General features: G+C 60.2%; 19 protein-coding genes. 16 read left to right on the top strand and 3 right to left on the bottom strand.

Going from position 1 to position 22004, the window contains the following annotated elements; translation table 11 throughout:
* The first annotated feature begins 39 nt into the window (after positions 1-39).
* Entirely contained in the window at positions 40-1353 is a 1314-nt protein-coding gene (locus ADB08_RS02575) for an anaerobic C4-dicarboxylate transporter (protein ID WP_016422794.1), read from the top strand.
* A gap of 178 nt (positions 1354-1531) precedes the next feature.
* On the opposite strand, the gene ADB08_RS02570 is transcribed toward ADB08_RS02575, so the two are convergent.
* Positions 1532-2419 (bottom strand): RecB family exonuclease, encoded by an 888-nt coding sequence (locus ADB08_RS02570; RefSeq protein WP_049170646.1) that lies wholly within the window; start codon positions 2417-2419, stop codon positions 1532-1534.
* A 105-nt stretch (positions 2420-2524) separates the two neighbouring features.
* Between ADB08_RS02570 and ADB08_RS02565 the strand changes: the two genes are divergently transcribed.
* The 15 genes from ADB08_RS02565 (at position 2525) to ADB08_RS02495 (ending at position 19729) form a co-directional block, all read left to right on the top strand.
* Positions 2525-3367 (top strand): tRNA (adenine-N1)-methyltransferase, encoded by an 843-nt coding sequence (locus ADB08_RS02565; RefSeq protein ID WP_049170556.1) that lies wholly within the window; start codon positions 2525-2527, stop codon positions 3365-3367.
* Positions 3368-3476: 109 nt separating this feature from the next.
* A complete protein-coding gene (arc, locus tag ADB08_RS02560; protein WP_239660006.1) occupies positions 3477-5054 on the top strand; it encodes a proteasome ATPase in 1578 nt (525 codons plus the stop codon).
* The gene (dop, locus tag ADB08_RS02555) at positions 5047-6624 is read left to right on the top strand and encodes a depupylase/deamidase Dop (protein ID WP_049170549.1); all 1578 of its coding nucleotides are present in this window, start codon (positions 5047-5049) and stop codon (positions 6622-6624) included. The genes arc and dop overlap by 8 nt, the downstream gene beginning before the upstream one ends.
* A 61-nt stretch (positions 6625-6685) precedes the next feature.
* The gene (locus tag ADB08_RS02550) at positions 6686-6880 is read left to right on the top strand and encodes a ubiquitin-like protein Pup (protein ID WP_005510795.1); all 195 of its coding nucleotides are present in this window, start codon (positions 6686-6688) and stop codon (positions 6878-6880) included.
* Positions 6881-6949: 69 nt separating this feature from the next.
* On the top strand, positions 6950-8410 hold the full coding sequence (pafA, locus tag ADB08_RS02545; protein ID WP_049170642.1) for a Pup--protein ligase: 1461 nt from the start codon (positions 6950-6952) through the stop codon (positions 8408-8410).
* 44 nt (positions 8411-8454) lie between these two features.
* Positions 8455-9483, top strand: a complete 1029-nt coding sequence (locus ADB08_RS02540; RefSeq protein ID WP_049170547.1) for a helix-turn-helix transcriptional regulator — start codon at positions 8455-8457, stop codon at positions 9481-9483.
* Positions 9483-10514: a helix-turn-helix transcriptional regulator gene (locus ADB08_RS02535; protein WP_049170545.1), complete on the top strand. Its 1032-nt coding sequence runs from the start codon at positions 9483-9485 to the stop codon at positions 10512-10514. Before ADB08_RS02540 ends, ADB08_RS02535 begins: the two co-directional genes overlap by 1 nt.
* Positions 10515-10588: 74 nt before the next feature.
* Entirely contained in the window at positions 10589-10900 is a 312-nt protein-coding gene (gene tatA, locus ADB08_RS02530) for a Sec-independent protein translocase subunit TatA (protein WP_049170543.1), read from the top strand.
* Between the two features lie 18 nt (positions 10901-10918).
* Complete coding sequence (gene tatC / locus ADB08_RS02525; RefSeq protein ID WP_065421641.1) at positions 10919-12145, top strand: twin-arginine translocase subunit TatC; 1227 nt, start codon at positions 10919-10921, stop codon at positions 12143-12145.
* A gap of 24 nt (positions 12146-12169) precedes the next feature.
* Positions 12170-14956 (top strand): DEAD/DEAH box helicase, encoded by a 2787-nt coding sequence (locus ADB08_RS02520; RefSeq protein ID WP_049170540.1) that lies wholly within the window; start codon positions 12170-12172, stop codon positions 14954-14956.
* A gap of 89 nt (positions 14957-15045) precedes the next feature.
* Positions 15046-16161: a M24 family metallopeptidase gene (locus ADB08_RS02515; protein ID WP_053087301.1), complete on the top strand. Its 1116-nt coding sequence runs from the start codon at positions 15046-15048 to the stop codon at positions 16159-16161.
* A 32-nt stretch (positions 16162-16193) separates the two neighbouring features.
* On the top strand, positions 16194-16958 hold the full coding sequence (locus tag ADB08_RS02510) for an SDR family NAD(P)-dependent oxidoreductase (protein ID WP_048734074.1): 765 nt from the start codon (positions 16194-16196) through the stop codon (positions 16956-16958).
* Entirely contained in the window at positions 16955-18181 is a 1227-nt protein-coding gene (gene cbiE / locus ADB08_RS02505) for a precorrin-6y C5,15-methyltransferase (decarboxylating) subunit CbiE (protein ID WP_049170537.1), read from the top strand. Before ADB08_RS02510 ends, cbiE begins: the two co-directional genes overlap by 4 nt.
* Positions 18182-18227: 46 nt before the next feature.
* Entirely contained in the window at positions 18228-19001 is a 774-nt protein-coding gene (gene cobM / locus ADB08_RS02500) for a precorrin-4 C(11)-methyltransferase (protein ID WP_048734069.1), read from the top strand.
* A complete protein-coding gene (locus tag ADB08_RS02495) occupies positions 18989-19729 on the top strand; it encodes a cobalt-precorrin-6A reductase (protein WP_048734066.1) in 741 nt (246 codons plus the stop codon). Before cobM ends, ADB08_RS02495 begins: the two co-directional genes overlap by 13 nt.
* 3 nt (positions 19730-19732) lie before the next feature.
* Here ADB08_RS02495 and cobJ read toward each other — a convergent pair whose 3' ends face one another.
* Together cobJ and ADB08_RS02485 are read right to left on the bottom strand one after the other, a co-directional pair.
* Complete coding sequence (gene cobJ / locus ADB08_RS02490) at positions 19733-21343, bottom strand: precorrin-3B C(17)-methyltransferase (protein WP_048734064.1); 1611 nt, start codon at positions 21341-21343, stop codon at positions 19733-19735.
* A 3-nt stretch (positions 21344-21346) separates the two neighbouring features.
* Complete coding sequence (locus ADB08_RS02485) at positions 21347-21997, bottom strand: precorrin-8X methylmutase (protein ID WP_048734062.1); 651 nt, start codon at positions 21995-21997, stop codon at positions 21347-21349.
* Between the last annotated feature and the right edge of the window lie 7 nt (positions 21998-22004).

Raw genomic sequence — 22004 nt, 5'->3', positions numbered from 1 at the left:
GCGGCAACAAGTCTAACGAGTGACTTTTCGGAGATACACATGTTAGTTGCCGTCCAAATCTCTATCGTTCTAGCAGCGATCCTCCTTGGCGCGCGTCTTGGTTCAATTGCTATCGGGTTCGCCGGTGGGCTGGGCGTTTTGGCGCTGGGCATCACCGGGGTTCCGGTCACCAAAGACGACATTCCGTTCGATGTCATCGGCATCATTATGTCGGTAATCGCGGCAATTGCCGCTATGCAGAAGGCCGGAGGCATGGACTATCTCGTCCACATTGCCGAACGGTTGCTGCGCAAGAATCCGCGACACATCACCTACTGGGCCCCGGTTGTCACCTACCTGATGACACTGCTCGCCGGCACCGGCCACACCGCATTTTCCACCCTCCCAGTTATCGCCGAAGTATCCAAGGAGGGAGGCGTTCGCCCGTCCCGCCCGCTGTCCGTGGCGGTCATCGCATCTCAGTTGGCGATTACGGCATCACCCATTTCAGCGGCTGTGGTGCTGATGGCTTCGCTCATGGAACCCCGCGGCGTTGGTTATCTCACACTCCTGGCGATTGTCATTCCTTCGACGTTCCTCGCCATCCTTCCGACCGCCTTTGTCACGAATCACCTAGGCAAAGAGCTTGACGACGATCCGGAGTATCAAAGCCGCTTGGAAAAGGGGTTAGTCTCCAAGCCACGTGGCCAGATGAGCGAATACGTGCCAACCAAGTCGGCCAAGTGGTCCGTGGCGATTTTCCTACTCTCGATTCTCGCGGTGATGGTCTACGCGACCATCAGCACTGAACAGGTCGGCCTCATCGCTGACCCCACGCTCCCACGAAACGAGGCGATCATGTCAATCATGTTGACCGCCGCCACTGTTATCGTGCTGGCCTGCAAGTTGGACGCGGCAACCATTTTGAACACACCGGTGTTCAAATCGGGCATGTCCGCCAGCGTCTGCGTTCTCGGTGTGGCGTGGCTGGGAACCACAATTATCAACCACTACATCGACGACATTAAGGCCGCGTCCGGCAGCCTACTGACCACAATGCCGTGGATGCTGGCAATCGTGCTATTCTTTGCGGCCGCATTGCTGTACTCGCAGGCGGCCACGGCAAAGGCCATCATGCCCGCTGCGCTCGCGGTGGGAGTTTCTCCCATCACTGCGATTGCTTCCTTCGCAGCGACTTCCGCGCTATTCGTACTGCCTACTTACCCGACGCTCCTTGCCGCGGTGGAGATGGACGACACTGGCACAACCCGAATTGGCAAATACGTGTTTAACCACTCGTTCATCATCCCAGGCACCTTATGTATTGCCCTGTCCGTCGCGTTCGGTTTCGCCTTCGGCAGCGCACTGCTGTAGTGGGGGGCTACCTAGAACACCGCATAGAGAAACTGACTAGGTTTATGACAAAATCGAAGCGGTTAAGTCCATTCACCTGTCATAAACCTAGTCAGTAACTTGTACTGACACCGTTACCGCCGACGGTGGCACCCCGCGAAAGCTAAGTTCGCCGCGAGAGCCACCCCATCCGCAGCTTTTACTCAGTGCCGCCATCGCCGACAGCACCCGGCCAACCGGGGTACTCCGGTGTGACCCCGCCATAGGCAGGGCACATCTCCTGGAAAGAACACCACCCGCAGAGCTTGGACTTCTTCGGTACAAAGTCACCGTTTTCACCGTCGCGCACGATCGCCGACCACAAGTCGGCAATCTCCGCTTGGAAGGCCTCTAATTCTGTCGCGTTGGGACTCAGCACCAGGTCATCGGCAACCTTCAGGTACATCAACCGCAGCTGTTCCGGGATACGACCGGTGAGCCGCCACCACACCAGCGCGTAAAACCGCATCTGGAAGAGCGCCTCATCCTGGAAGCGAGGAGAGGGCTTCTTGCCCGTCTTGTAGTCGACAATCCGGACCTCACCGGTCGGGGCAATATCGACGCGGTCGATAAAACCACGAAGTGGCACTGACAATGGCACAGTCTGATCCGCATCCGGATCGATAACCAGCTGAACGAACTTTTCCATCTCGGCCGCATCGAAGCCCATGGGGTTTTCCATCATGAAATACCCCTTGAGCAGGCCGCGGCATTCGACCAGGAAGTCGTAGTAATCATCCTCCGGAACTAGCTCAATCAGTTCCTCGTCCTTTGCACGCATGTCCTCCCAGGTCGGCTTCAGCCGTTTCACCGCTGCGGGGTAAGTGCGTTCTTCACGGGGCCAGGCATGCATCTGTTCGAGCACAGCATGCACCAACGTGCCCTTGACCTGCGCGACAGTCGACGGCTCCGGAATCTTGTCAATCGCACGGAACCGGTACTTCAGCGGGCACTGGCGGTAGTCATTAGCTCTCGACGGCGACAGCGCCAACTTAGAGCGGCGGGAAGGTTGAACTGCTGACTTAGAACTTTGGGCATTGTCGGGCATACTAGCCAGGTTAGAGTACCGCCCGGATTTGGCTGCACCCGACATGACCCGACCCAACCAAACCGAACCAGACCCAACCAAACCCCAAAAGGAGCCCACACACCTATGGCATTGAGCGGACCATTCCAAGTCGGCGACCGAGTCCAGCTGACTGACTCGAAGAATCGCCACTTCACCGTCATCCTCGAGGAGGGTGGCAAGTTCTTCACTCACCGCGGCACCATCCTCCACGACGACCTCATCGGCGCCAAGGAAGGCACCACCGTCACCTCCAGCGAAGGCACCGTCTACCTGGCCATGCGTCACTTGCTGGTCGATTACGTCCTGTCCATGCCGCGCGGTGCTGCGGTGATTTACCCGAAGGATGCTGCACAGATCATCGTCGAGGGCGACATCTTCCCAGGTGCGCGCGTGTTGGAGGCCGGCGCTGGCTCCGGCGCGCTCAGCCTCAACCTGCTCCGCGCCATCGGCGCTGACGGGCAGCTTATTTCCTACGAGGTCCGCGAGGATCACATCGAGCACGCGGAACGCAACGTTGTCGACTTCATGGGTCACAAGCCCGACAACTGGGACTTGCGCCTGGGCGATCTCAACGAGGCCTCCGTCGAGTCGCTCGGCGGCCCGGTCGACCGAGTCATTCTGGACATGCTCGCTCCATGGGAATGCCTGGACACCGTTTCGAAGGTGCTTCAGCCTGGCGGCGTGCTCATGGTCTATGTCGCCACTGTTCCGCAGCTAATGAAAGTCATGGAGGGCATCCGCGCGCAGAAGTGCTTCACCGAACCACGCGCCTGGGAATCCCTGGTCCGCGACTGGAATGTTCAGGATCTCTCCGTCCGCCCGGCGCACCGTATGCAGGCGCATACCGCATTCCTGGTGTGGGCACGCAGGCTTGCCGACGGCACGGTGCCTCCGCGCCCACAGCGACGAAATCAAAAGAAGCTCTAGACCCGCCGCTTCGCGCTGGGAGGTGTAGCCGTCGTAAAGCGTGATGCGACACACGGTCTAAATCGACCAAGCAACAACGGCATCTGGCCCTATGGGTAATCTGGGATACATGACAACGCCGTCTGACAAAATCCGTGATCTTGAGCAGAAGAACTACAACCTCGGCATTCGTAATAATCGCCTGGTTGAGCTGTTGCGGGACTCCCGTAACAAGCTAGAGCTACTGCGCCAAGACATGGAGGACATGCTGGAGCCGCCTAGCACGTACGGTATTTTCCTTAAGCCGGGGCCGGAGAAAGGCACCGCAGAGGTTTTTACCGGAAATCGACGGATGCGCCTGCGGGTGCAGCCGGAGATTAATGAGCGGGCGCTTCGGCCGGGTGCGCAGGTGCGTCTGAATGAGGGCTCGATAATCGTGGAGGACTGCGGTTATCCGGAAAGCGGCGACATCGCCAATGTTCGTGAGGTGCTGCCGGATCGGGAGCGCATTTTGGCCTCGGATACTCACGGTGAGGAATTCGTGGTGTCTCTGGCGGGGGATTTGTCGCCGAAGCCGGGGGACTCGGTGATGATTGACCGCAAGTCGGGCTATGCGTTTGAGGTCATTCCGAAGTCCGAGGTGGAAAACCTGGTGCTGGAAGAGGTACCGGATGTCACCTACACGGATATCGGTGGTTTGGACAGTCAGATTGAGCAGATTCACGATGCCGTGGAGATGCCGTTCCTGCAGCCAGAACTGTTTGAGCAATACAACCTGCGTCCTCCGAAGGGTGTGCTGCTCTACGGCCCTCCCGGCAATGGTAAGACGCTGATTGCCAAGGCTGTGGCTAATTCGTTGGCTCGCAAGATTGCGCTATCCCGAGGTAAAACCGAGTCGGAGGCGCAGCGGGCGCAGTCGTACTTCTTGAATGTCAAGGGCCCGGAGCTGCTGAACAAGTTCGTGGGTGAGACGGAGCGTCAGATTCGCCTGATTTTTGACCGCGCTCGCGACATTGCTGAGGATGGCAAGCCGGTTATTGTCTTCTTCGATGAGATGGACTCGATTTTCCGCACTCGTGGTTCGGGCATCTCCTCGGATATGGAGAACACTGTGGTTCCGCAGCTGCTCAGTGAACTTGACGGTGTGGAGGGGCTGGAAAACGTCATCGTGATTGGTGCCACCAACCGCGAGGAGATGATTGACCCAGCAATTCTGCGCCCGGGACGCCTGGATGTGAAAATCCGCATTGAGCGCCCGAATGAGGCTGCGGCGAAGGATATCTTCCGCAAGTACTTGACTCCAGAGCTGCCGTATAACGCAGCCGAGGTGGAAGCGCGCGGTGGGGTGGAGCAGAATGTCGCACACCTCATTGACCAGGTTGTTGAGCGGATGTACGCCAAGACGGAAGAAAACGAGTACGTGCGGATTCGCTATGCCGATGGCACCAGCGAAGTTATGTACTACCGCGATTTCAACTCCGGCGCGATGATTTCCAACATCGTCGACCGTGCGAAGAAGTCCGCCATCAAGTCGGTTATCGCTGGCGGCGAGGCTGGTATTAGCTTGGATCACCTGCTGTCTGCAGTGGCGGAGGAGTTCGCGCAGAACGAGGACCTGCCAAACACCTCGAACCCGGATGAGTGGGCTCGCATCTCCGGTCGTCCAGCGGCGCGCGTTGCCTCGGTCGAGGTGATTCGCCATGGCTAAATCCGCCGCCAGTTCTGCACAGTCGAACCGCTTCTTCGGCACGGAGATTGAGTACGGCATTTCCAGCCCGGACAACCCGGATGTCAGCCCAATTCTCACCTCCACGCAGGCCGTGCTCGCTTTCGCGCATGAGCAGGAGGAGGGCCTGTCGGGGCGCATCCGCTGGGATTACGCACCAGAGTCGCCACTGCGCGACAGCCGTGGTTTCGACCTGCGCCGTTACCACCAGCCACCGATTGTTGACCCGAATGCCGTCGGCGCTGCAAACCTGCTGGTGCAAAATGGTGCCCGTTTCTACGTCGATCACGCGCACCCGGAGTACTCCTCACCGGAGACGGCAACCGCCCGCGAGGCGGTTATCGCTGACCGCGCAGGTGACAAGATTATGCTGCGCGCAGCTCAGCTTGCCGCCGAAGCCACCGATGCTGAGGGCAATCCAGGCCCGATGCTGAAGCTCTACCGCAACAATGTCGATGGCAAGGGCGCCTCGTATGGTGCCCACGAGAACTACCTTTTCTCCCGAGAAACCGAGTTCGATGACATCGTCGCCGGTCTGACGCCGTTTTTCGTCACCCGCCAGGTGTTCACGGGCGCTGGTCGCGTGGGTCTGGGGCAGACGGGGCAGGAGTCGGGTTTCCAGATTTCGCAGCGCGCGGACTACATCGAGACTGAGGTCTCGCTGGAGACCACTTTGAACCGCGGCATCATCAACACCCGCGATGAACCACACGCAGACTCCGATCGCTTCCGCCGCCTGCACGTCATCATCGGTGATGCCAACATGAGCGAGGTCGCCACCTTCCTCAAGCTGGGCACCACAGGTTTGGTCATCGACGCCATCGAGGACGGCGTGCGTTTCGACGACCTGCAGCTCCGCAACCCCGTCGAGGCCGTCCATAAGGTCTCCCGAGACTTGACTTGCACCGAGAAGCTGCAGCTGGCAGACCATGTCACGTGGATGTCCGCAGTGGAAATGCAGTACGAGTACCTGCGTCGCGTGGAGAGCTACGACCAGCAGGGCGACGTCGTCAAGCTCTGGCGTGAAGTGCTCGACGTGCTTTCCGACGACCCCCGCAAGGCAGCCCATCTGCTGGATTGGGTGGCGAAATACAACCTCATGGAGGGCCTGCGTACCCGCCTGGGCGCAGGCTGGGATCACCCGAAGTTGGCGTTGATTGATATTCAGTACTCGGATATTGACCCTGCTCGTGGGCTGTACCATGCGCTGGTGCGCCGCGGTTCGATGCGCACACTCGTGACCGAGGAAGAAGTCGACCGAGCGGTTGAATACGCACCGGAGTCTACGCGTGCGTATGTACGCGGTGGCATTCTGCGCCGCTTTGGCAAGGATGTCGTCGCGGGCAGTTGGACCAGCTTGGTGGTGGACACCGCGGGGGTGTATCGGAGCACTCGTGACGTGGAGTCGCCTGGAATTACGCTGGCCTACATTACGCTGGATGAAGTTGACCGTTTCACTGCCGCAGAATGCGGTGACGTGTTGGAGTCTGCGGAGACAGTGGCCAAGGTGGTTGAGCATCTGCGTACTCTCGGGGCTATCCGCGAACAATAGGCACACATAGTGCAGTAATAGAGCAGTAATACTCAAAAGTTCATTTTTAAGGAGCAATATCATGGCTGGTAACACTCAGGTTTTCGGCGGCGGTTCCGGCGGAGGCGACGAGGAAGAGTTCGGCGAGGTCGCTGGCGGCGGTCAGGCTCAGGAGCACGTTGCAGCTGCTGACGACCTGCTGGATGAAATTGATGGTCTGCTGGAGAACAACGCCGAGGAGTTCGTGCGTTCGTATGTCCAGAAGGGTGGCCAGTAAAAAGTGACTGACCAGCAGGTAGGGCAGCAGGAGCCGGAAGCAACGCCGACACCGGTACCGGCGCAGGCGTTGACCCGACGCATCACCGGTATTGAGACCGAGTTCGGCATCACTCTGACGCTGGATGGCTCGCGCCGTCTGGGACCGGATGAGATTGCCCGCTACATGTTCCGCCCGGTGATCGCTAAGTACGGGGCAACCAACATTTTCACCCCCAATGCTGGTCGTATGTACCTCGATGTCGGAAGCCACCCGGAGTACGCTACCGCTGAGTGCGATTCGGTCTCGCAGCTGGTAGCGTACGACCGCTCGGGCGAGGTCATCTTGAATGAACTCGCTGAAAAGGCTGAAGCAGAGCTTGCCGACGAGGGCATCGGTGGCAAGGTCTACCTGCTGAAGAACAACGTTGATACCGTCGGTAACTCCTACGGTTGTCACGAAAACTACCTGGTTGGACGTGAACTGGGACTGAAGTCCCTGTCCAAGCTGCTGCTACCTTTCTTGGTTACGCGACAGCTCATCTGTGGCGCGGGGAAGATTTTCCTGCCGTACCCAACCTCGCCGTATCACAACGATCCGATTCAGTACTGCTTCTCGCAGCGCGCGGATCATGTGTGGGAGGGCGTCTCCAGTGCAACGACGCGCTCCCGGCCGATTATTAACACTCGCGATGAGCCACACGCGGACTCCAACCGATTCCGCCGCTTGCACGTCATCGTGGGCGACTCCAACATGAGTGAGACGACGACTGCGCTCAAAATTGGCTCCACTCAGCTGGTACTGGAGATGATTGAAGCCGGCGTGAAGTTGCCGGACTTCGAAGTCGCCAACGAAATCAAGTCCATCCGTGCGGTGAGCCGCGATATGACCGGCAAGGCCGAGATTCCACTGCGAAGTGGCGAAACTGGCACCGCACTGCAGATTCAACGCGAGTTCCTGGACGCTGCGACGGAGTGGCTGAAGGTCCGCGAAGAAAACATGGTCAATGAAGACAAGGGCATTGCCGGGGCCGGCACGTCCAACGAGGAAATGGGCCGCATCGTCGAGCTGTGGGGTCGCGCGCTGGATGCCGTGGAAACCGGTGACTGGTCTCTCATTGAGCACGACATTGACTGGGCCATTAAGTACTCGCTCATGAAACGCTACCTGGATCGCGGTCTAACGCTGGAGGACCCCAAGCTTCATCAAATCGACTTGGCCTACCACGACATCCGTCCCGGCCGAGGCATCTTCCGTGCGCTGGAAGCCCGTGGCATTGCCTCGCGGTGGATCACCGATGAGCAGGTCGCTGAGGCAGTCCGCATCGCACCGCCAACTACTCGTGCGAAGCTGCGCGGTGATTTCCTCGTTGCAGCTGAAGACTCCAGTTTGAAGACCGTAGTGGACTGGACACACCTGAAGATTTCCGGTGACGATCCCATCTCCACCATGCTCGGCGACCCCTTTGCCACGGAAAACAATGAGGTCAATGAGATGATCGAGATTCTGACGGCCGCGAAGAAGACCTCGGATACGGATCCGGAAAACTAGTTCCGCCCCCCGGAAACTGCCCCAGGAAAAGGAGCCCCACAGTCGTGTCTGTCCCACCGGTATCGGAAAGCCCCGGATCCGCTGCGATCAGTGAGACCCAACGCCAGGTTCAGCTGCTGTTGGCGCTTGCCGACGACACCGGGTGGGTCAGCGAGTCGTGGATCTCCAAACATGTCGAGGGTTACTCCCGTGTTTCCGAGGATTCCCGGGCTCGTTATTTACGTGCGGACACCGCGGCGCTCCTGGCAGCCGGGGTCCCGGTGGAGGTTTCGTCGTCAAGCGCGGGCGATAAGGTCAAGCGTCTGCGCCTGAACAGACTACGGTGGACCCAGCACGACCCCGAGTTCACTGAAGCGGAGGCTTCGGTGGTTTTCCAGGCGGCGAATGCGGCGTTTGGTTCGGAGGAGCTGAGCTCGACGGCTGTGGCGGCGTGGCGGAAGCTCGCATCGTTTGCGCAGCGCAACGCCATTGCGAAGCCGGATGAGTCGGTGGTGGTGGCCGATGCGGTGGATATGAGTCGAGTGGATTTCAGCACACTGCTGACTGCAATGACCTCGCCGCGCCGGACGGTGGAGATGTGGTACTCCCGCCAGTACGGCGTGGATGATGAACTGCGCATGCTGGAGCCGTGGGGTCTGATTAACCTGCGCGGGCGCTTTTATGTGTTGGGCTTTGATCCGCAGCGTGAGGCGGCGCGTATGTTCCGGCTCAGCCGTATCCGCGATGTGTCGGATACAGGGACGTCGGCGACCCAGCCAATGCCCGATGGTGACTTGCAACAGATTGCGGAAAACATGTTGCACCGCGGTGGCAAGACCTATCAGGCGGTTGTTCGTATCGCTCCGAATACCTGCGCTGATGTGGTGATGAAAGCGACCGCGTTGGGGGATGGGCGCTACGAGTTGCCAGCGGCACCTGTGAGTGAGATTGTGTCCACAGGTTTGAGTTACGCACCGGATTTGATTGTGGAATCACCTGAAGAGGCACGGTCGGAGATTATTGCTCGGTTGGAGCAGGTACTCGCTCGCCATGGCGGATTGAATGGTGCGAAGAACGCTTTGGAGGGCAACTAATGACAGTGCATGCAGCCCGGGAACTGGACGCAGGTGTCAGCGTCGACGAGTTGTTGGCGGTCGTACCGTACTTTTCGCAGCACCGTTCAATGACAGAGGCCGCTACCGAGCTGGCCATACCTTTTGCCCGAATTCGGGCAATCGTGGAGCAGATTGCCGACATCGACCAGCCGGGACTCCTCGGAGTGCGGGCTTTTGAAGTTGATTACCGCAACAGCTTTGATGTCCGTATTCGCCCTCAGGCAACGGTGCTCAGCCAGCCACGTGCGCTCACAGCCGAAGAAACCGCGACCTTGCTGCTCATCCTGGAAACCATCGAGGACTCCGCAGCCACCACTTCCTCCGAGGCCGCGCAGACGGCCGCGACAAAACTACGCAGTGCTCTGGGAATAAACGTCCCCATCATTGACTCGACCGCTGCGGAAAATGGCAAGGCCTTTTCCTTTTCTGAGCAGATTTATTCCGCGCTGCATCAGCGCAAGGTGTTGAAGGTGCGCTACCGGAATGCCTCAGGGCAGATTACAGTCCGTGAGCTTGACTGTGTCAACGTTTATACAGTTGAATCCACGACGTATCTCCGCGCTGTCGACCGTGCGCAGGAAGACCGTCGTCAGAAGAGCTTCCGCGTCGACCGCCTGGAGGCCGCCGAGGTCCTCGACACTCCCTCCGGTTTCCACCGCCCCGAGCCTGTCGATATCCGTGATCCCCACGCCTTTGGTGCGGAAACGGGAACGTCCGAATGGGCAAGTGTGCTTATCGACGCCGACGCCACCTGGATCGCAGACTATGAACCGGTCTTCTTTACTGAAGATGAGGGAGAAGAAGAGGATACCGAACTGGTCTCTGACCAAGGCTTAGGGCAGTCGGAATTTGTCGCTGACGTGCCGATGTCCGACTTGGCCGCAACAGTCTCCTTTGTGCTCCGCCGTTCACCGAGCGTAACGGTCGCTGAGCCCTTAAAATTGAAAAACGCCGTTGTTGCGCGAGCCCGCGAAGCTTTGGCAGAGTATGGTCGAAACGACAAGGCTTAAATCAAAGCTTAAATCGCGCACGATGTGGCAACTTGCCACTTGTATTTGTATTCATTTGAAAGGTCTCTAAGCGGATGCCGAACCTAGGTCCCTGGGAAATCATCATTATCCTGGTCGTTCTTGTCTTGCTCTTTGGTGCAAAGAAGTTGCCGGATGCCGCACGTTCGCTCGGCCGCTCCATGCGTATCTTCAAGTCCGAAGTCAAGGAAATGCGCAACGATGACGAGCACCAGGAGCAGGCTGCAATTCAGCAGGCTCCGCAGGCCCAGCCACAGCAGCCGTACCAGCCGCAGCAGCAGTACCAGCAGCAGGCACCGCAGGCTCAGCCGCAGCAGCCGTACCAGCCGCAGCCTGGCCAGAACAACCCTGGCCAGCCGCAGCAGTAGTAGAAGGCCGGTTGAAGCGTGACTTCAGCTACATCCACATCACGTCCTCGGAAGCGCCAGCGTAGGCGCAATCCCGAGGGCGTGATGACTATTGTCGAGCACATTCAAGAGCTCCGGCGTCGCCTCGTTCTCGCCCTCGCTGGTATTGCCGTCGGCACTGTTGTGGGCTTTATCTGGTATCAGACCGCCTTTACCATTGGTCAGTTCCGCATACCGTTTACCTCGGTCAATGTTGGCCCTGTGCACTTTAAGTCCCTGGGTGAGTTGCTCAAGGATCCGTACTGTCAGCTTCCACCCGAGATGCGTCTCGGCGGCGGTGAGGGCGCGGAGTGTCGTCTGCTGGCGACCAGTCCGTTTGAAATGTTCATGCTGCGACTGAAGGTCGGTGCGCTGGCCGGTCTGGTGATGTCGTCGCCATGGTGGCTCTACCAGATTTGGGCCTACATCACTCCCGGCTTGGTTCGGAAGGAACGCCGCACCACGCGCAGAGTTGTGACTGCCGCCGCGCTGCTGTTTGTCATGGGTTCCGTCCTGGCCTACTACGTTGTCGCCATCGGTCTGGAGTTCTTGCTCCAGATTGGTGAAGAGACGCAAATTTCTGCACTCACCGGTTCGCAATACTTCGGTTTCCTCTTGGCGCTCATCGTCTGCTTTGGCGTGAGCTTTGAGGTTCCGCTTTTCCTGGTCATGTTGAACATGGCCGGTGTCGTTACCTACGAGAGCATCAAGGACAAGCGCAGCATCATCATTATGTCGCTGTTCATCTTTGCGGCCTTCATGACTCCGGGGCAGGAACCAATATCCATGGTCGCAATGGCAACGGCACTGACGTTGCTGGTGGAAATCGCAATCCAGATTTGTCGTCTCCATGACCGTCGTAAAGCAAATGAGCGACCTGATTGGTTGGACGTCGATGACGAGCAAGGCTCCGGACCCATTACAGCGTCCGGCCCGATTGGCTCCGCCGGCGGTATCGGTGATGTGGGCGGCATTGACGCCCCGACTTCAGTAAGTGCGCCGACGTCGATTCAGCCGGGCGGCATGCCGACGGCATCAGCGGCCCCGACGACCTCTCCGGTCTCTGGCCCCACGCCAGTGAACGCGCCGACGCCGACGCGGGCATCCCAGATGCGTCCTACTCGCAATTCGCGTCCACCACGGCCACAGGGCATGATTCCGGAGACTCCGATGCCGACGCAGGACTTGCGAAATCGTCCGACGAGCGACTTTGATGATGTTCTCTAGCGCGGTTTATGACACTCTAGAGGCATGACTCTTCTCGGCGATTTCGTCAGCCAACAGGATTTCGATCTTGACGACTTTCAGCTCCGCGCCTGCCAATCAATTGAGGCAGGGCGGGGCGTTGTCGTCTGTGCACCCACCGGTGCGGGCAAGACCATTGTTGGCGAATTCGCTATTTATGCAGCTCTTGAGCGCGGTGGCAAGTGCTTTTACACCACACCTATCAAGGCGTTGAGCAACCAGAAGTACCACGACCTAATCGAGGACTACGGCGAGGACCGCGTAGGCCTGCTCACTGGCGACACTTCTATTAATGGCGACGCGGACATCGTGGTGATGACCACCGAGGTGCTGCGCAACATGATTTATGCGGACTCGCCGACGCTGAAGAGGCTCACGCATGTGGTGATGGACGAGATTCACTACCTCGCAGACCGCGAGCGCGGCGCTGTCTGGGAAGAGGTTATTTTGAACCTCGACCAGTCCGTGGCCGTCATCGGTTTGTCCGCGACGGTGTCCAACTCCGAGGAGTTCGGCCGCTGGCTGTCCACGGTGCGCGGGCACACGGACGTCATTGTCACGGATCTGCGCCCGGTTCCGCTGCATCAGCACATGCTGGTGGGAAACCGGCTCTATCCGCTTTTCGAGGCGAAGTCGGACAAGGTCAATCAGGACCTGTTGGAGGCGTGCCGTCGTGCCGAGTTCGGCTACGGCGACGCTGGGGCCAGGGAGCGCTACCAGTACAAAAAGCACAAGGGCGGTGGACGCTCGTATAGCTGGGGCGATAAGGGGCAGCGCAAGTTCCGCCCGCCGAAGCGCGGCGATGTTATCCGCATGCTCGGCTCCATGAACATGCTGCCCGCGATCGTTTTCATCTTCTCCCGCGCGGGCTGCGAAGGCGCGCTGGCGCAGGTCGGTGCTACGCGCGCAGAGCTCACTGACCGGGATGAGCAGGAGCGCATCGCCAAGATTATCGATGACGGTGTTGCACACATTCCGAAGGAAGATCTGCAGGTTCTCGGTTTCCTGCGCTGGCGCCGCATTCTCATCCGTGGTTTTGCGGCGCACCATGCGGGCATGCTGCCTGCGTTCCGGCACATTGTGGAAGAGCTCTTTAACGAAGGCCTGGTCAAGGTTGTCTTCGCCACCGAGACGCTTGCGCTGGGCATCAACATGCCTGCCCGCACGGTCGTGCTGGAGAAGCTGGTCAAGTTCAACGGCGAAGCACATGTGGATCTCACGCCGGGTCAGTACACGCAGATGACCGGTCGCGCTGGCCGCCGCGGTATTGACACTGTCGGCAATGCAGTGGTGCAGTGGGCCCCGGCAATGGATCCGAAGGCTGTCGCAGGGCTGGCATCTACGCGCACATACCCGCTGATTTCCACCTTCGCGCCGAGCTACAACATGAGCGTCAACCTCCTGCAGACGCTCGGTTACGACGGCTCGAAGCGCGTCATGGAGCGCTCATTCGCACAGTTCCAGGCGGATGGCGACATCGTCGGAGTCGCCGCCGAACTGTCCAAGGCAAAGCAAGAAGCCGCGGCCCTGCGTGCGGAACTGCTCGGCAGGGGAGCCGACGCGCACGCTGAAGGGGCGGAGGCTGAAGCGTCGTCGTCAAGCGAGGAAGGCAGTTCGCGTGACGACGAGCGCCTGACCCAGATGCTTGAATATCTGGATCTGCGCGCGAAGCTGACCCAGGAGGAGAAGAACGCCAAGCGCCGCAATATTGAAGACCGCCACACGGAAACAGTGACCGCGCTGCGCAGACTCCGTCGAGGCGAGGTTATTCCTCTGCCGAAGGGTAAGAAGGTGCAGCTGGCGGTCGTGTACCGAGAGGACCATTCGAAGTCGAATCCACGTCCCGGTGTCATCAGTGTCGGCGGGTTCGTGGGGCGTGTAGAGCCGCATATCTTCCCAGCGGCGCCGCAGACGGTCGGCGCGATTAAGCTGCCTCGGGATGCGGACCGGCATCCGCGACGTGCGCTCGGAATTGTGCGCGCAGAGATTGGCCGCAAGGGGCTAAAGGGACCAAAGCGGCTGAAGCGTCGCACTGGTGGCAACTCGCCGGCGGTGAGGAAGCTGCGACAGGAGCTGCGCGAGCATCCGCTACATGGCGATCCTGCGGTGGAGACGATGGCTCGTCACGCCGATACGCTGCGGCAGGCCGAGGCGCATGTGGCCAAGCTGCAAAAGCGCGTCGATTCCGCCTCGGATACATTGGCGCGCACATTCGACCGCATGCTGCAGTTGCTAACACAAATGGACTACGTGGAATGGCGGGAGGGCGCGGAGCCGACAATTACCGAGGAAGGCCTGCGGCTGGCGCAGATTCACAACGGCTCGGATTTGCTGGTGGCCACGTGTCTGCGCCGCGGTATTTGGGATGACCTGGACCCCGCGGAACTGGCCGGTGCGGTGTCGAGCTTGGTCTTTGAAAACCGCAAGGCCAGTCAAGGCAGTGACGAGGTGCCTACCGAGCCGCTGGCCAAGGCGCTGGGGAACACCTACCGCATCTGGGAGGAACTGTCGGAGGATGAGCGCCGTTACCGGCTGCCGGTAACGGACTTGCCGGATATGGCTTTTGCTACGGCAATTCATCAGTGGACTGCGGGTGCACCGCTGGGGTACTGCCTGCAAGCCGCCGCCGAGAGTGGCGCGGAGCTGACTCCAGGTGACTTTGTCCGCTGGTGCCGTCAGGTCATTGACCTGCTGCAGCAGATCAAGAAGACGGGCTACTCCACGGACATTCGCGACAAGTCCGCCGAGGCTATTCAGGCAATTCGCAGGGGCGTAGTGGCGCTGAACAATTAGTTGCCGGTTACGTTGGTCAGCCGAAGCCTCGTCGCCCCGAGGCCACTCAACCGGCGACGGGCACAGGCCGACGGGTACAGTTGGCAACTATGAGCAACGGTATCTTTAGCTTTGACATCTATCAGCAGCGTCTGGATCGCACTGCGGAGCTACTCCGCAGCCGCGATGCGGACGCTGCAGTCTTTGGAACCGGCGCTGACCTGCAGTATCTCATTGGTTCTGCGGTCACTTCGCATGAACGCCTGACCGCGCTGGTGGTCACTGCATCCGGCACCACCACGTTGGTACTGCCCGCCGTGGAGCGCGGGGATCTGCCGCTGTGCGCTATCGGTGATCTCAACGCCGATGTGGTGTTGTGGGAAGACGGCCAGAATCCGCACCGCATTGTCGCCGACTTGGTGGGCCACGTGGGCACCCTCGCAGTGGGAGCCTCTTTGACCGCTGACCACTTGATTCCCATTCAGGATCTCACCAGAGCTAAAACTGTGTTGGCCGGAGACCTTCTGAAGGAACTGTTCATGCGCAAGGACGCCGCTGAGATTGAACAGCTGCGCGAGGCCGGCACCGCTATTGACCGCGTTCACGCTCGTGTGCCGGGCATGCTGCGCGCAGGTCGCACTGAGCGCGAGGTCGCCGACGAGATCTCGGCTGCCATCCTGGAGGAGGGGCACGTCGCCATTGACTTCGTCATTGTCGGCTCCGCTGAAAATGGCGCGAATCCGCACCACGATTTCTCCGACCGCGTCATCGAGGAAGGCGACGTGGTGGTCGTCGATATCGGAGGCACCTTGCCGCTTGGCTACCACTCCGATTGCACGCGCACCTATGTCGTCGGCAAGCCGGGGGAGAAGGAAGCTGCAGCGTGGACGGCTCTGCGCAAGGCGCAGGAAGCTGCCGTGGCGGCGGTGCGCCCCGGTATAACGGCTGCAGAGATCGATGCGATTGCGCGCAATAGCCTCACCGCTGCGGGCTACGGCGAGTACTTCATCCACCGCACTGGTCATGGCATTGGCCTGTCCACGCATGAAGAGCCGTTCATTATGGCTGGCAATGAGCTCAAGCTCGAGCCTGGCATGGCGTTTTCGGTGGAGCCGGGTGTGTACCTGCCGGGTGAGTTCGGTATGCGGCTGGAAGACATCATCGTTTTCACCGAAGACGGCGGAGAATCGGTCAATAATGGTCCGCACGATTTAATTACCGTCTAATCGAGGTTTAGAGGAAAGGTATTTTCTAGCGCATGGGACACGTACTCGTTCTTGGTGCCACCAGCGAGATTGGCGGGGAAGTTGCCGCGCGACTGGCCAACCACAACACCTTCACGCTCGCTGCGCGCCGCACTGAGGCGCTCGACGGCATTGCCGGTCGGCTCATCGACTCCGGTGCCGTCGCGGTGCACCGCATCCACTTTGATGCCGATGACATCGCGGCACACCGCCAGTTCGTCGAGCACGCCTGGCAGCACGGTCCCATCGACACGGTGATTGTCGCGTTCGGTATCCTCGGTGATCAGCGGAAGTGTGAGGAGTCCGGCGAGGCTGCTGCGGCAGTCATTCATACCGACTTCACAGCACAGGCATCGATTCTCACTGAGCTTGTCGCGCGCATGGAGTCCGACATCGCCTCCGGCACGCTGCCTGTGCGCGATAAGGTCGCGGGCCGCATCATGGCCTTTTCCTCTATCGCAGGTGCCCGCGTGCGCCGCGCCAACTACGTCTACGGTTCGGCGAAGGCCGGTCTCGATGGTTTCCTCCAGGGCATGCAGGACCGCCTGCACGGGAGCCATATTCAGCTGACGATTGTCCGGCCGGGCTTCGTCATCGGCCGCATGACCGAAGGCATGAAGCCAGCGCCGATGTCCTCGCGCCCCGCCGAGGTCGCGGAGGCCGCCGTCACTGCTTTCGACGGTCGGAAGCCCCACGTCTGGGTGCCGCGTAAATTGGCATTGCTCGCACGCGCCACACATCTGACTCCGCGCTGGATTTGGCGCAAGATGCCCCGATGAGCCCAAAGCTTCGCGTCGTCGGCATCGGCTGCGACGGGTACCCTGGTCTATCCGCCCGCGCTGTCGAGGCGTTGTCGTCGGCTCGCCGCATCATTGGCTCTCCCCGTCAGCTCCATTTGCTTGCCGACGTCAACCTGGACGCCGACCTCTCACCTTGGCCAGGTGGCTTCTGGAAGGACTGGCAGGCCACCCTGGCAGATATTGACCCCGCAGTCGATGTCATCCTCGCCAGTGGCGACCCCATGTTCCACGGTGTCGGCGCGTCCCTGGTTCGGGAGCTCGGCCGTGGCGCCGTGGAGGTTATTCCAGCGCCATCGTCAGCCTCATTGGCCTGCGCCTACCTCGGCTGGCCCTTGCATGACACTCCGGTGATTTCGCTGGTGACAGGGGAGCCGGGGCTACCTGGAGCCGCGCGTGTGGTACCGGTAGCGGATTCACTACGGCCCTTCCTGGTGCTGTGCCGAAACGCGGACTCAGTGAAAGAGGTCGCTACGGTTTTAGCCGACCGCCCAGACACCAAGCTCATCGCGCTGACCAATCTCGGCGGCACGGAAGCTACAGGGCTGCCGGAGTCCGTTGCCGCAGGCACGGTGGCGAACCCACCAGTTCCAGCTGGCAACCTCACGGTGCTGGCGGTGGAGCCGTCGGGAAGCGCGCGCGGCTGGCTGCGCGACGGTGACTTTGACTCGGATGGTCAGCTGACGAAGGCGCCGATTCGCCAAATGACGGTCGCTGCATTGGATCCGCGGCCGGGAGCTCTGCTGTGGGATGTCGGCGGTGGCACGGGGTCGATTGGCATTGAGTGGGCTCGGCACGGCGGACGTGCGGAAATTTTCGAGCGCGATGCTGTTCGTGCAGAGCGAATTGCTAAGAATGTGGCGGCTCTGTCTGGCAATGTGACCGTCCACCACGGCGCAGCGCCGGGGGTTTTGGCTGACTCGAATCTTCGCCCAGATGCCATTTTCATCGGCGGAGGTCTCACTGCTGACGGAATGATTGAAACCTGTTGGCAACGCCTTGCCCCGGGTGGCATCATCGTCGCAAACACCGTGACGCTGGAGTCGGAGGCTTTGCTGTGGCAGGCGCGTCGCGACTATGGCGGGGATGTCACCCGGCTTTCCGTGGAGCGCGCAGGTGCAGTCGGCAGTTTCACTGCGTGGCGCCCTGCGTTGCCGGTGGTGCAGTGGGTGGCGGAGAAGCCAGTAGCGCCTGCGCTACCATAGACGTAATATCTCTGTCTAGAAAATATTGAGGACTCTGTAACTCACAATGACTGTGTATTTCATCGGTGCAGGCCCGGGGGCAGCGGATTTGCTGACGCTGCGCGCGGACCGGCTTATTCGTTCCTGCCCAGTGTGTCTTTACGCGGGATCGATTGTCCCGCCTGAGGTGCTGGAAAACTGCCCCGAGGGCGCAGAGATTATCAATACCGCGCGTATGCCGCTGGATACCATCATCGAGACCATTCAGGCGGCACATGCGGCGGGCAAGGATGTCGCACGCCTGCAGTCCGGTGACCCGTCGGTGTGGTCGGCGCTGGCAGAGCAGGTTCGTCGTCTCAGCGAGCTCGGCATTGACTACGAAATCGTTCCGGGTGTGCCGGCATTTTCCGCGGCGGCGGCCGCTCTGGGCCACGAGCTCACGGTGCCAACCGTTGGTCAGTCAGTGGTGCTGACTCGTATCTCCGGGCGCGCTTCCAAGATGCCGGAGGGCGAAACCTTGGAGAACTTCGGTCGCACGGGCGCGACCCTGTGCATTCACTTGGCCGCCCACGATATTGACCGTGTGGTTGAGGAGCTCACCCCGCATTATGGTGAGCACGGCCCGGTGGCAGTGGTAGCTTTCGCATCCCGTCCGGAACAGGTTATTCTCCGCGGTACGCTGGCTGATATTGCGCAGCAGGTCAAGGATGCAGGTGTGACTCGTACGGCTGTCATCATTGTCGGCAAGGTGCTCACCGCCGAGGCGTTCCCGGATAGCTACCTCTACAGCGATGATCGCCCACGCGATGAATACGGACGGACCATCCCATGCGTGCACTAATACTGGGTGGAACTGCTGAAGCCCGCGCCCTGGCCAAGCGCCTAGTGGGCGAGGGCTGGTTTGTCACCTCGTCACTGGCCGGTCGCGTTTCCAACCCCAAGCTGCCCGTCGGCAATGTCCGTATCGGCGGTTTTGGCGGTCCCGCAGGACTGACTCGATGGCTAATCTCCGATGCCACTGAAGTCATCATCGATGCCACGCATCCGTATGCAGAACAGATCAGCGAATCTGCTGCTGAAGCTGCCCGAGCCACCGGTATTCCGCTCGTGGCGCTGCATCGCCCTGCGTGGGAGAAGCAGCCAGGCGACAACTGGGTTGAGGTGTCCTCTATGCAGGAGGCCGCGGACGTTGTTGCCGACCGTTTCTACAGCCCGTTTCTCACTATTGGCCGTCAGCAGCTTGCTCCATTTGCCGGTGACTCCAACGGCCGTTACCTCATTCGCTGTGTGGAACAGCCCGCGCCGCCGCTGCCGAAGAATCGGAAGATTATTCTCAGCCGTGGGCCTTACGATGTCGCAGCGGAGCGCAAGCTCATGCGGGATTACGCCGTGGACTGCGTGGTGACCAAAAACTCCGGTGGTGCTGCTACCTACGCAAAGATTGAGGCAGCCCGCGACCTAAAGAAGCCGGTCGTTATCGTGCAGCGCCCGCAGCTGCCCGGCGCGGATATCGCCACCGTCGCCACAACGGTGGATGAGGCGTACAACGCCGTCATCCGCCGGGCGTAGCGGCTAACGCAGCAACTCGCCAGTTCCGCTGGTGCCGCCCTCACCGTAGTGACGTGCGGTGTAGACCCGAGTGGTCTTGCCGGCACGATACGCCTTGGTCGACGACGAACCGATAATCACCATGGTTCGCATATCGACGACATCCGGATCGAACTCCGCCAACGTGGTCACGGTAACGTTTTCCTGCTCCGAGCCAACTGCCCGTGCCACAATCACAGGCGTTGTCGGTTCGCGGTACTCCATGGCCAATGCGCGTAGCTCTCGAATCTGCCATCTCCGCGACTTGGATGCCGGGTTGTAGACAGCAAATGCCATGTCTGCTCCGGCTACGGCACGCACTCGCTTAACGACGACCTCCCAGGGCTTCAACCTGTCGGAGAGACTGAGCATCGCAAAGTCATGGCCAAGGGGAGCGCCCACTCGACTTGCGACAGCCTGAGCCGCAGTCATGCCTGGCACGACTCGAACTGGAATGTCTCGCCACATATCGTCATCAGCGACTTCCAGCACTGCGGCCGCCATAGCGAAGACCCCCGGGTCACCGGAACTGACCACCGCAACTCGACCTCCACGCTTGGCGATATCCAGCGCCATAGTGGCTCGCTCTGCCTCTACGCGGTTGTCTGAGAGGTGGCGGCGTTGCCCGGCGCGCTCAGGAACCCGGTTGATGTAGGTGGAGTAGCCCACCAGATCCGTGGCTCGGGCCAGTTCCTCGGTGACTTCTGGGGTGGTCCAGCGCTCCGCACCCGGGCCTAGGCCGACAACGACGACTTCACCAACTGCTGGGGCAGCCGACTCAGTCGCCGTATCGGTGACTGTATCGCTCGCCGCATCATTAGCTGGCTCAGGCGCCCCAGAAACACTCCGTTCAGTTCCGTAGACAGCGGAAGGCACGACGGCTACTGCGAAGTACGGAACTTTCTCCGGGTCTGCATCGGCCAGCGGGTAGCTGGTGTGCTCATTCATGGTTGCTCGCTCGACAACGTAGGCGCGCTCGAGCATGCCTGCGGACTGCAACGCTGTACGAACCTTCTCAACGTTTTTCCCCAGCTTCATAATGACTACACAGTCTGAGGCGTCAAGAACCGCAGCGATGCGCTCGGAATCAGCGGTGGCGGGAACAACGCTGACGATTTCGGTAGCCTCGCCGAGCGGCTGACCAATCTCTGCTGCCGCCGCAGTAATGCTGGCCACTCCAGGGACAATCTCAGTGGGAAAGTCCTCGCTGAGGGCGTGATGCAGATGCTGGTACGAGCTATAGAGCATCGGGTCACCGAGCGAAAGAACTGCAACACTTCGTCCCTCGGCCAAGTGCTTGTGCAGGCGAGCAGTGGCCTCTGCATAGAAACCGGCGAGCTGCTCGCGGTAGTCGACTGGGCGCCCGGTGGTCACCGGGTATTGCAATTGCTCTTCCACGGCAGCGTCGTCACGCGCGTCAATCAGTTCGGCGGCGATTGAGCGCGCCGTGGAACGTCCGTGAGTTCCTGCATGGTAGGCGATGACATCGGCTGTGCGGATGATGTCGGCACCGCGGAGTGTAATGAGACCTGCGTCGCCGGGACCGAGTCCGACGCCGTAGAGATGACCAGGCTGAGCACTGTAGGAGCCGGACATGGTTTAGATGATCTCCTTTGCGGTCGCAATGGCATTGAGGGCAGCACAGGTGATAGCCGAGCCACCGCGACGGCCGGTGACGGTGATGTACTTCAGCTCTGGGTTTTCGGCACCGGAGTCGATAGTGGCCTGCTTTGATTCCGCGGCACCGACGAAGCCCACTGGCATGGCCAAAATGGCAGCGGGCATGGGGAAGGAGCCCTCATTAATGCGGTTGAGCAGGTGGAAGAGGGCGGTGGGAGCGTTGCCGATGGCGACAACCGCGCCCTCTAGGCGTGGCTTCCACAGCTCCACGGCGGCAGCAGTGCGCGTGGTGCCGAGTTCTTGAGCCAGCTTGGGGACGCGCTCATCACGCAGCAGGCAGATGACCTCGTTGTCAGCAGGTAAGCGCTTGCGGGTAATACCCGAGGCGATCATGTTGACATCGGTGAAGATAGGAGCGCCTTCCTCGAGAGCCTGGCGAGCTGCGCGCACAGCTCCCGTGGAAAAGACGATGTCCTTGGCCAGGTCGGTCTGACCTGCTGCGTGAATCATTCTGACAGCGACGGTTTCCTCATCGGCATCGAAGCGGGAAAGATCGCTTTCTTCGCGAATGATGGCAAACGAGTTACGGTAAATATCCGCACCGTCGGTGTTGTACTCAAAGCGCTTCATAGGCTTA

The organism is Corynebacterium sp. 239_CJEI, assembly GCF_001055995.1.
Lineage (GTDB): Bacteria > Actinomycetota > Actinomycetes > Mycobacteriales > Mycobacteriaceae > Corynebacterium > Corynebacterium jeikeium_D.
The sequence above is the reverse complement of the archived record's forward strand: the minus strand, read 5'-3'. Positions and strand labels throughout refer to the sequence as shown.

Bases quoted from the DNA above. Each gene is read 5' to 3' on its own strand.
- ADB08_RS02495 (WP_048734066.1), top strand. From the start codon at position 18,989: ATGCGTGCACTAATACTGGGTGGAACTGCTGAAGCCCGCGCCCTGGCC.
- cobJ (WP_048734064.1), bottom strand. From the start codon at position 21,343: ATGTCCGGCTCCTACAGTGCTCAGCCTGGTCATCTCTACGGCGTCGGA.
- cobM (WP_048734069.1), top strand. From the start codon at position 18,228: ATGACTGTGTATTTCATCGGTGCAGGCCCGGGGGCAGCGGATTTGCTG.
- arc (WP_239660006.1), top strand. From the start codon at position 3,477: ATGACAACGCCGTCTGACAAAATCCGTGATCTTGAGCAGAAGAACTAC.
- ADB08_RS02520 (WP_049170540.1), top strand. From the start codon at position 12,170: ATGACTCTTCTCGGCGATTTCGTCAGCCAACAGGATTTCGATCTTGAC.
- ADB08_RS02515 (WP_053087301.1), top strand. From the start codon at position 15,046: ATGAGCAACGGTATCTTTAGCTTTGACATCTATCAGCAGCGTCTGGAT.
- ADB08_RS02550 (WP_005510795.1), top strand. From the start codon at position 6,686: ATGGCTGGTAACACTCAGGTTTTCGGCGGCGGTTCCGGCGGAGGCGAC.
- ADB08_RS02565 (WP_049170556.1), top strand. From the start codon at position 2,525: ATGGCATTGAGCGGACCATTCCAAGTCGGCGACCGAGTCCAGCTGACT.
- dop (WP_049170549.1), top strand. From the start codon at position 5,047: ATGGCTAAATCCGCCGCCAGTTCTGCACAGTCGAACCGCTTCTTCGGC.
- ADB08_RS02485 (WP_048734062.1), bottom strand. From the start codon at position 21,997: ATGAAGCGCTTTGAGTACAACACCGACGGTGCGGATATTTACCGTAAC.
- ADB08_RS02510 (WP_048734074.1), top strand. From the start codon at position 16,194: ATGGGACACGTACTCGTTCTTGGTGCCACCAGCGAGATTGGCGGGGAA.
- ADB08_RS02575 (WP_016422794.1), top strand. From the start codon at position 40: ATGTTAGTTGCCGTCCAAATCTCTATCGTTCTAGCAGCGATCCTCCTT.
- ADB08_RS02570 (WP_049170646.1), bottom strand. From the start codon at position 2,419: ATGCCCGACAATGCCCAAAGTTCTAAGTCAGCAGTTCAACCTTCCCGC.
- ADB08_RS02535 (WP_049170545.1), top strand. From the start codon at position 9,483: ATGACAGTGCATGCAGCCCGGGAACTGGACGCAGGTGTCAGCGTCGAC.
- cbiE (WP_049170537.1), top strand. From the start codon at position 16,955: ATGAGCCCAAAGCTTCGCGTCGTCGGCATCGGCTGCGACGGGTACCCT.
- tatA (WP_049170543.1), top strand. From the start codon at position 10,589: ATGCCGAACCTAGGTCCCTGGGAAATCATCATTATCCTGGTCGTTCTT.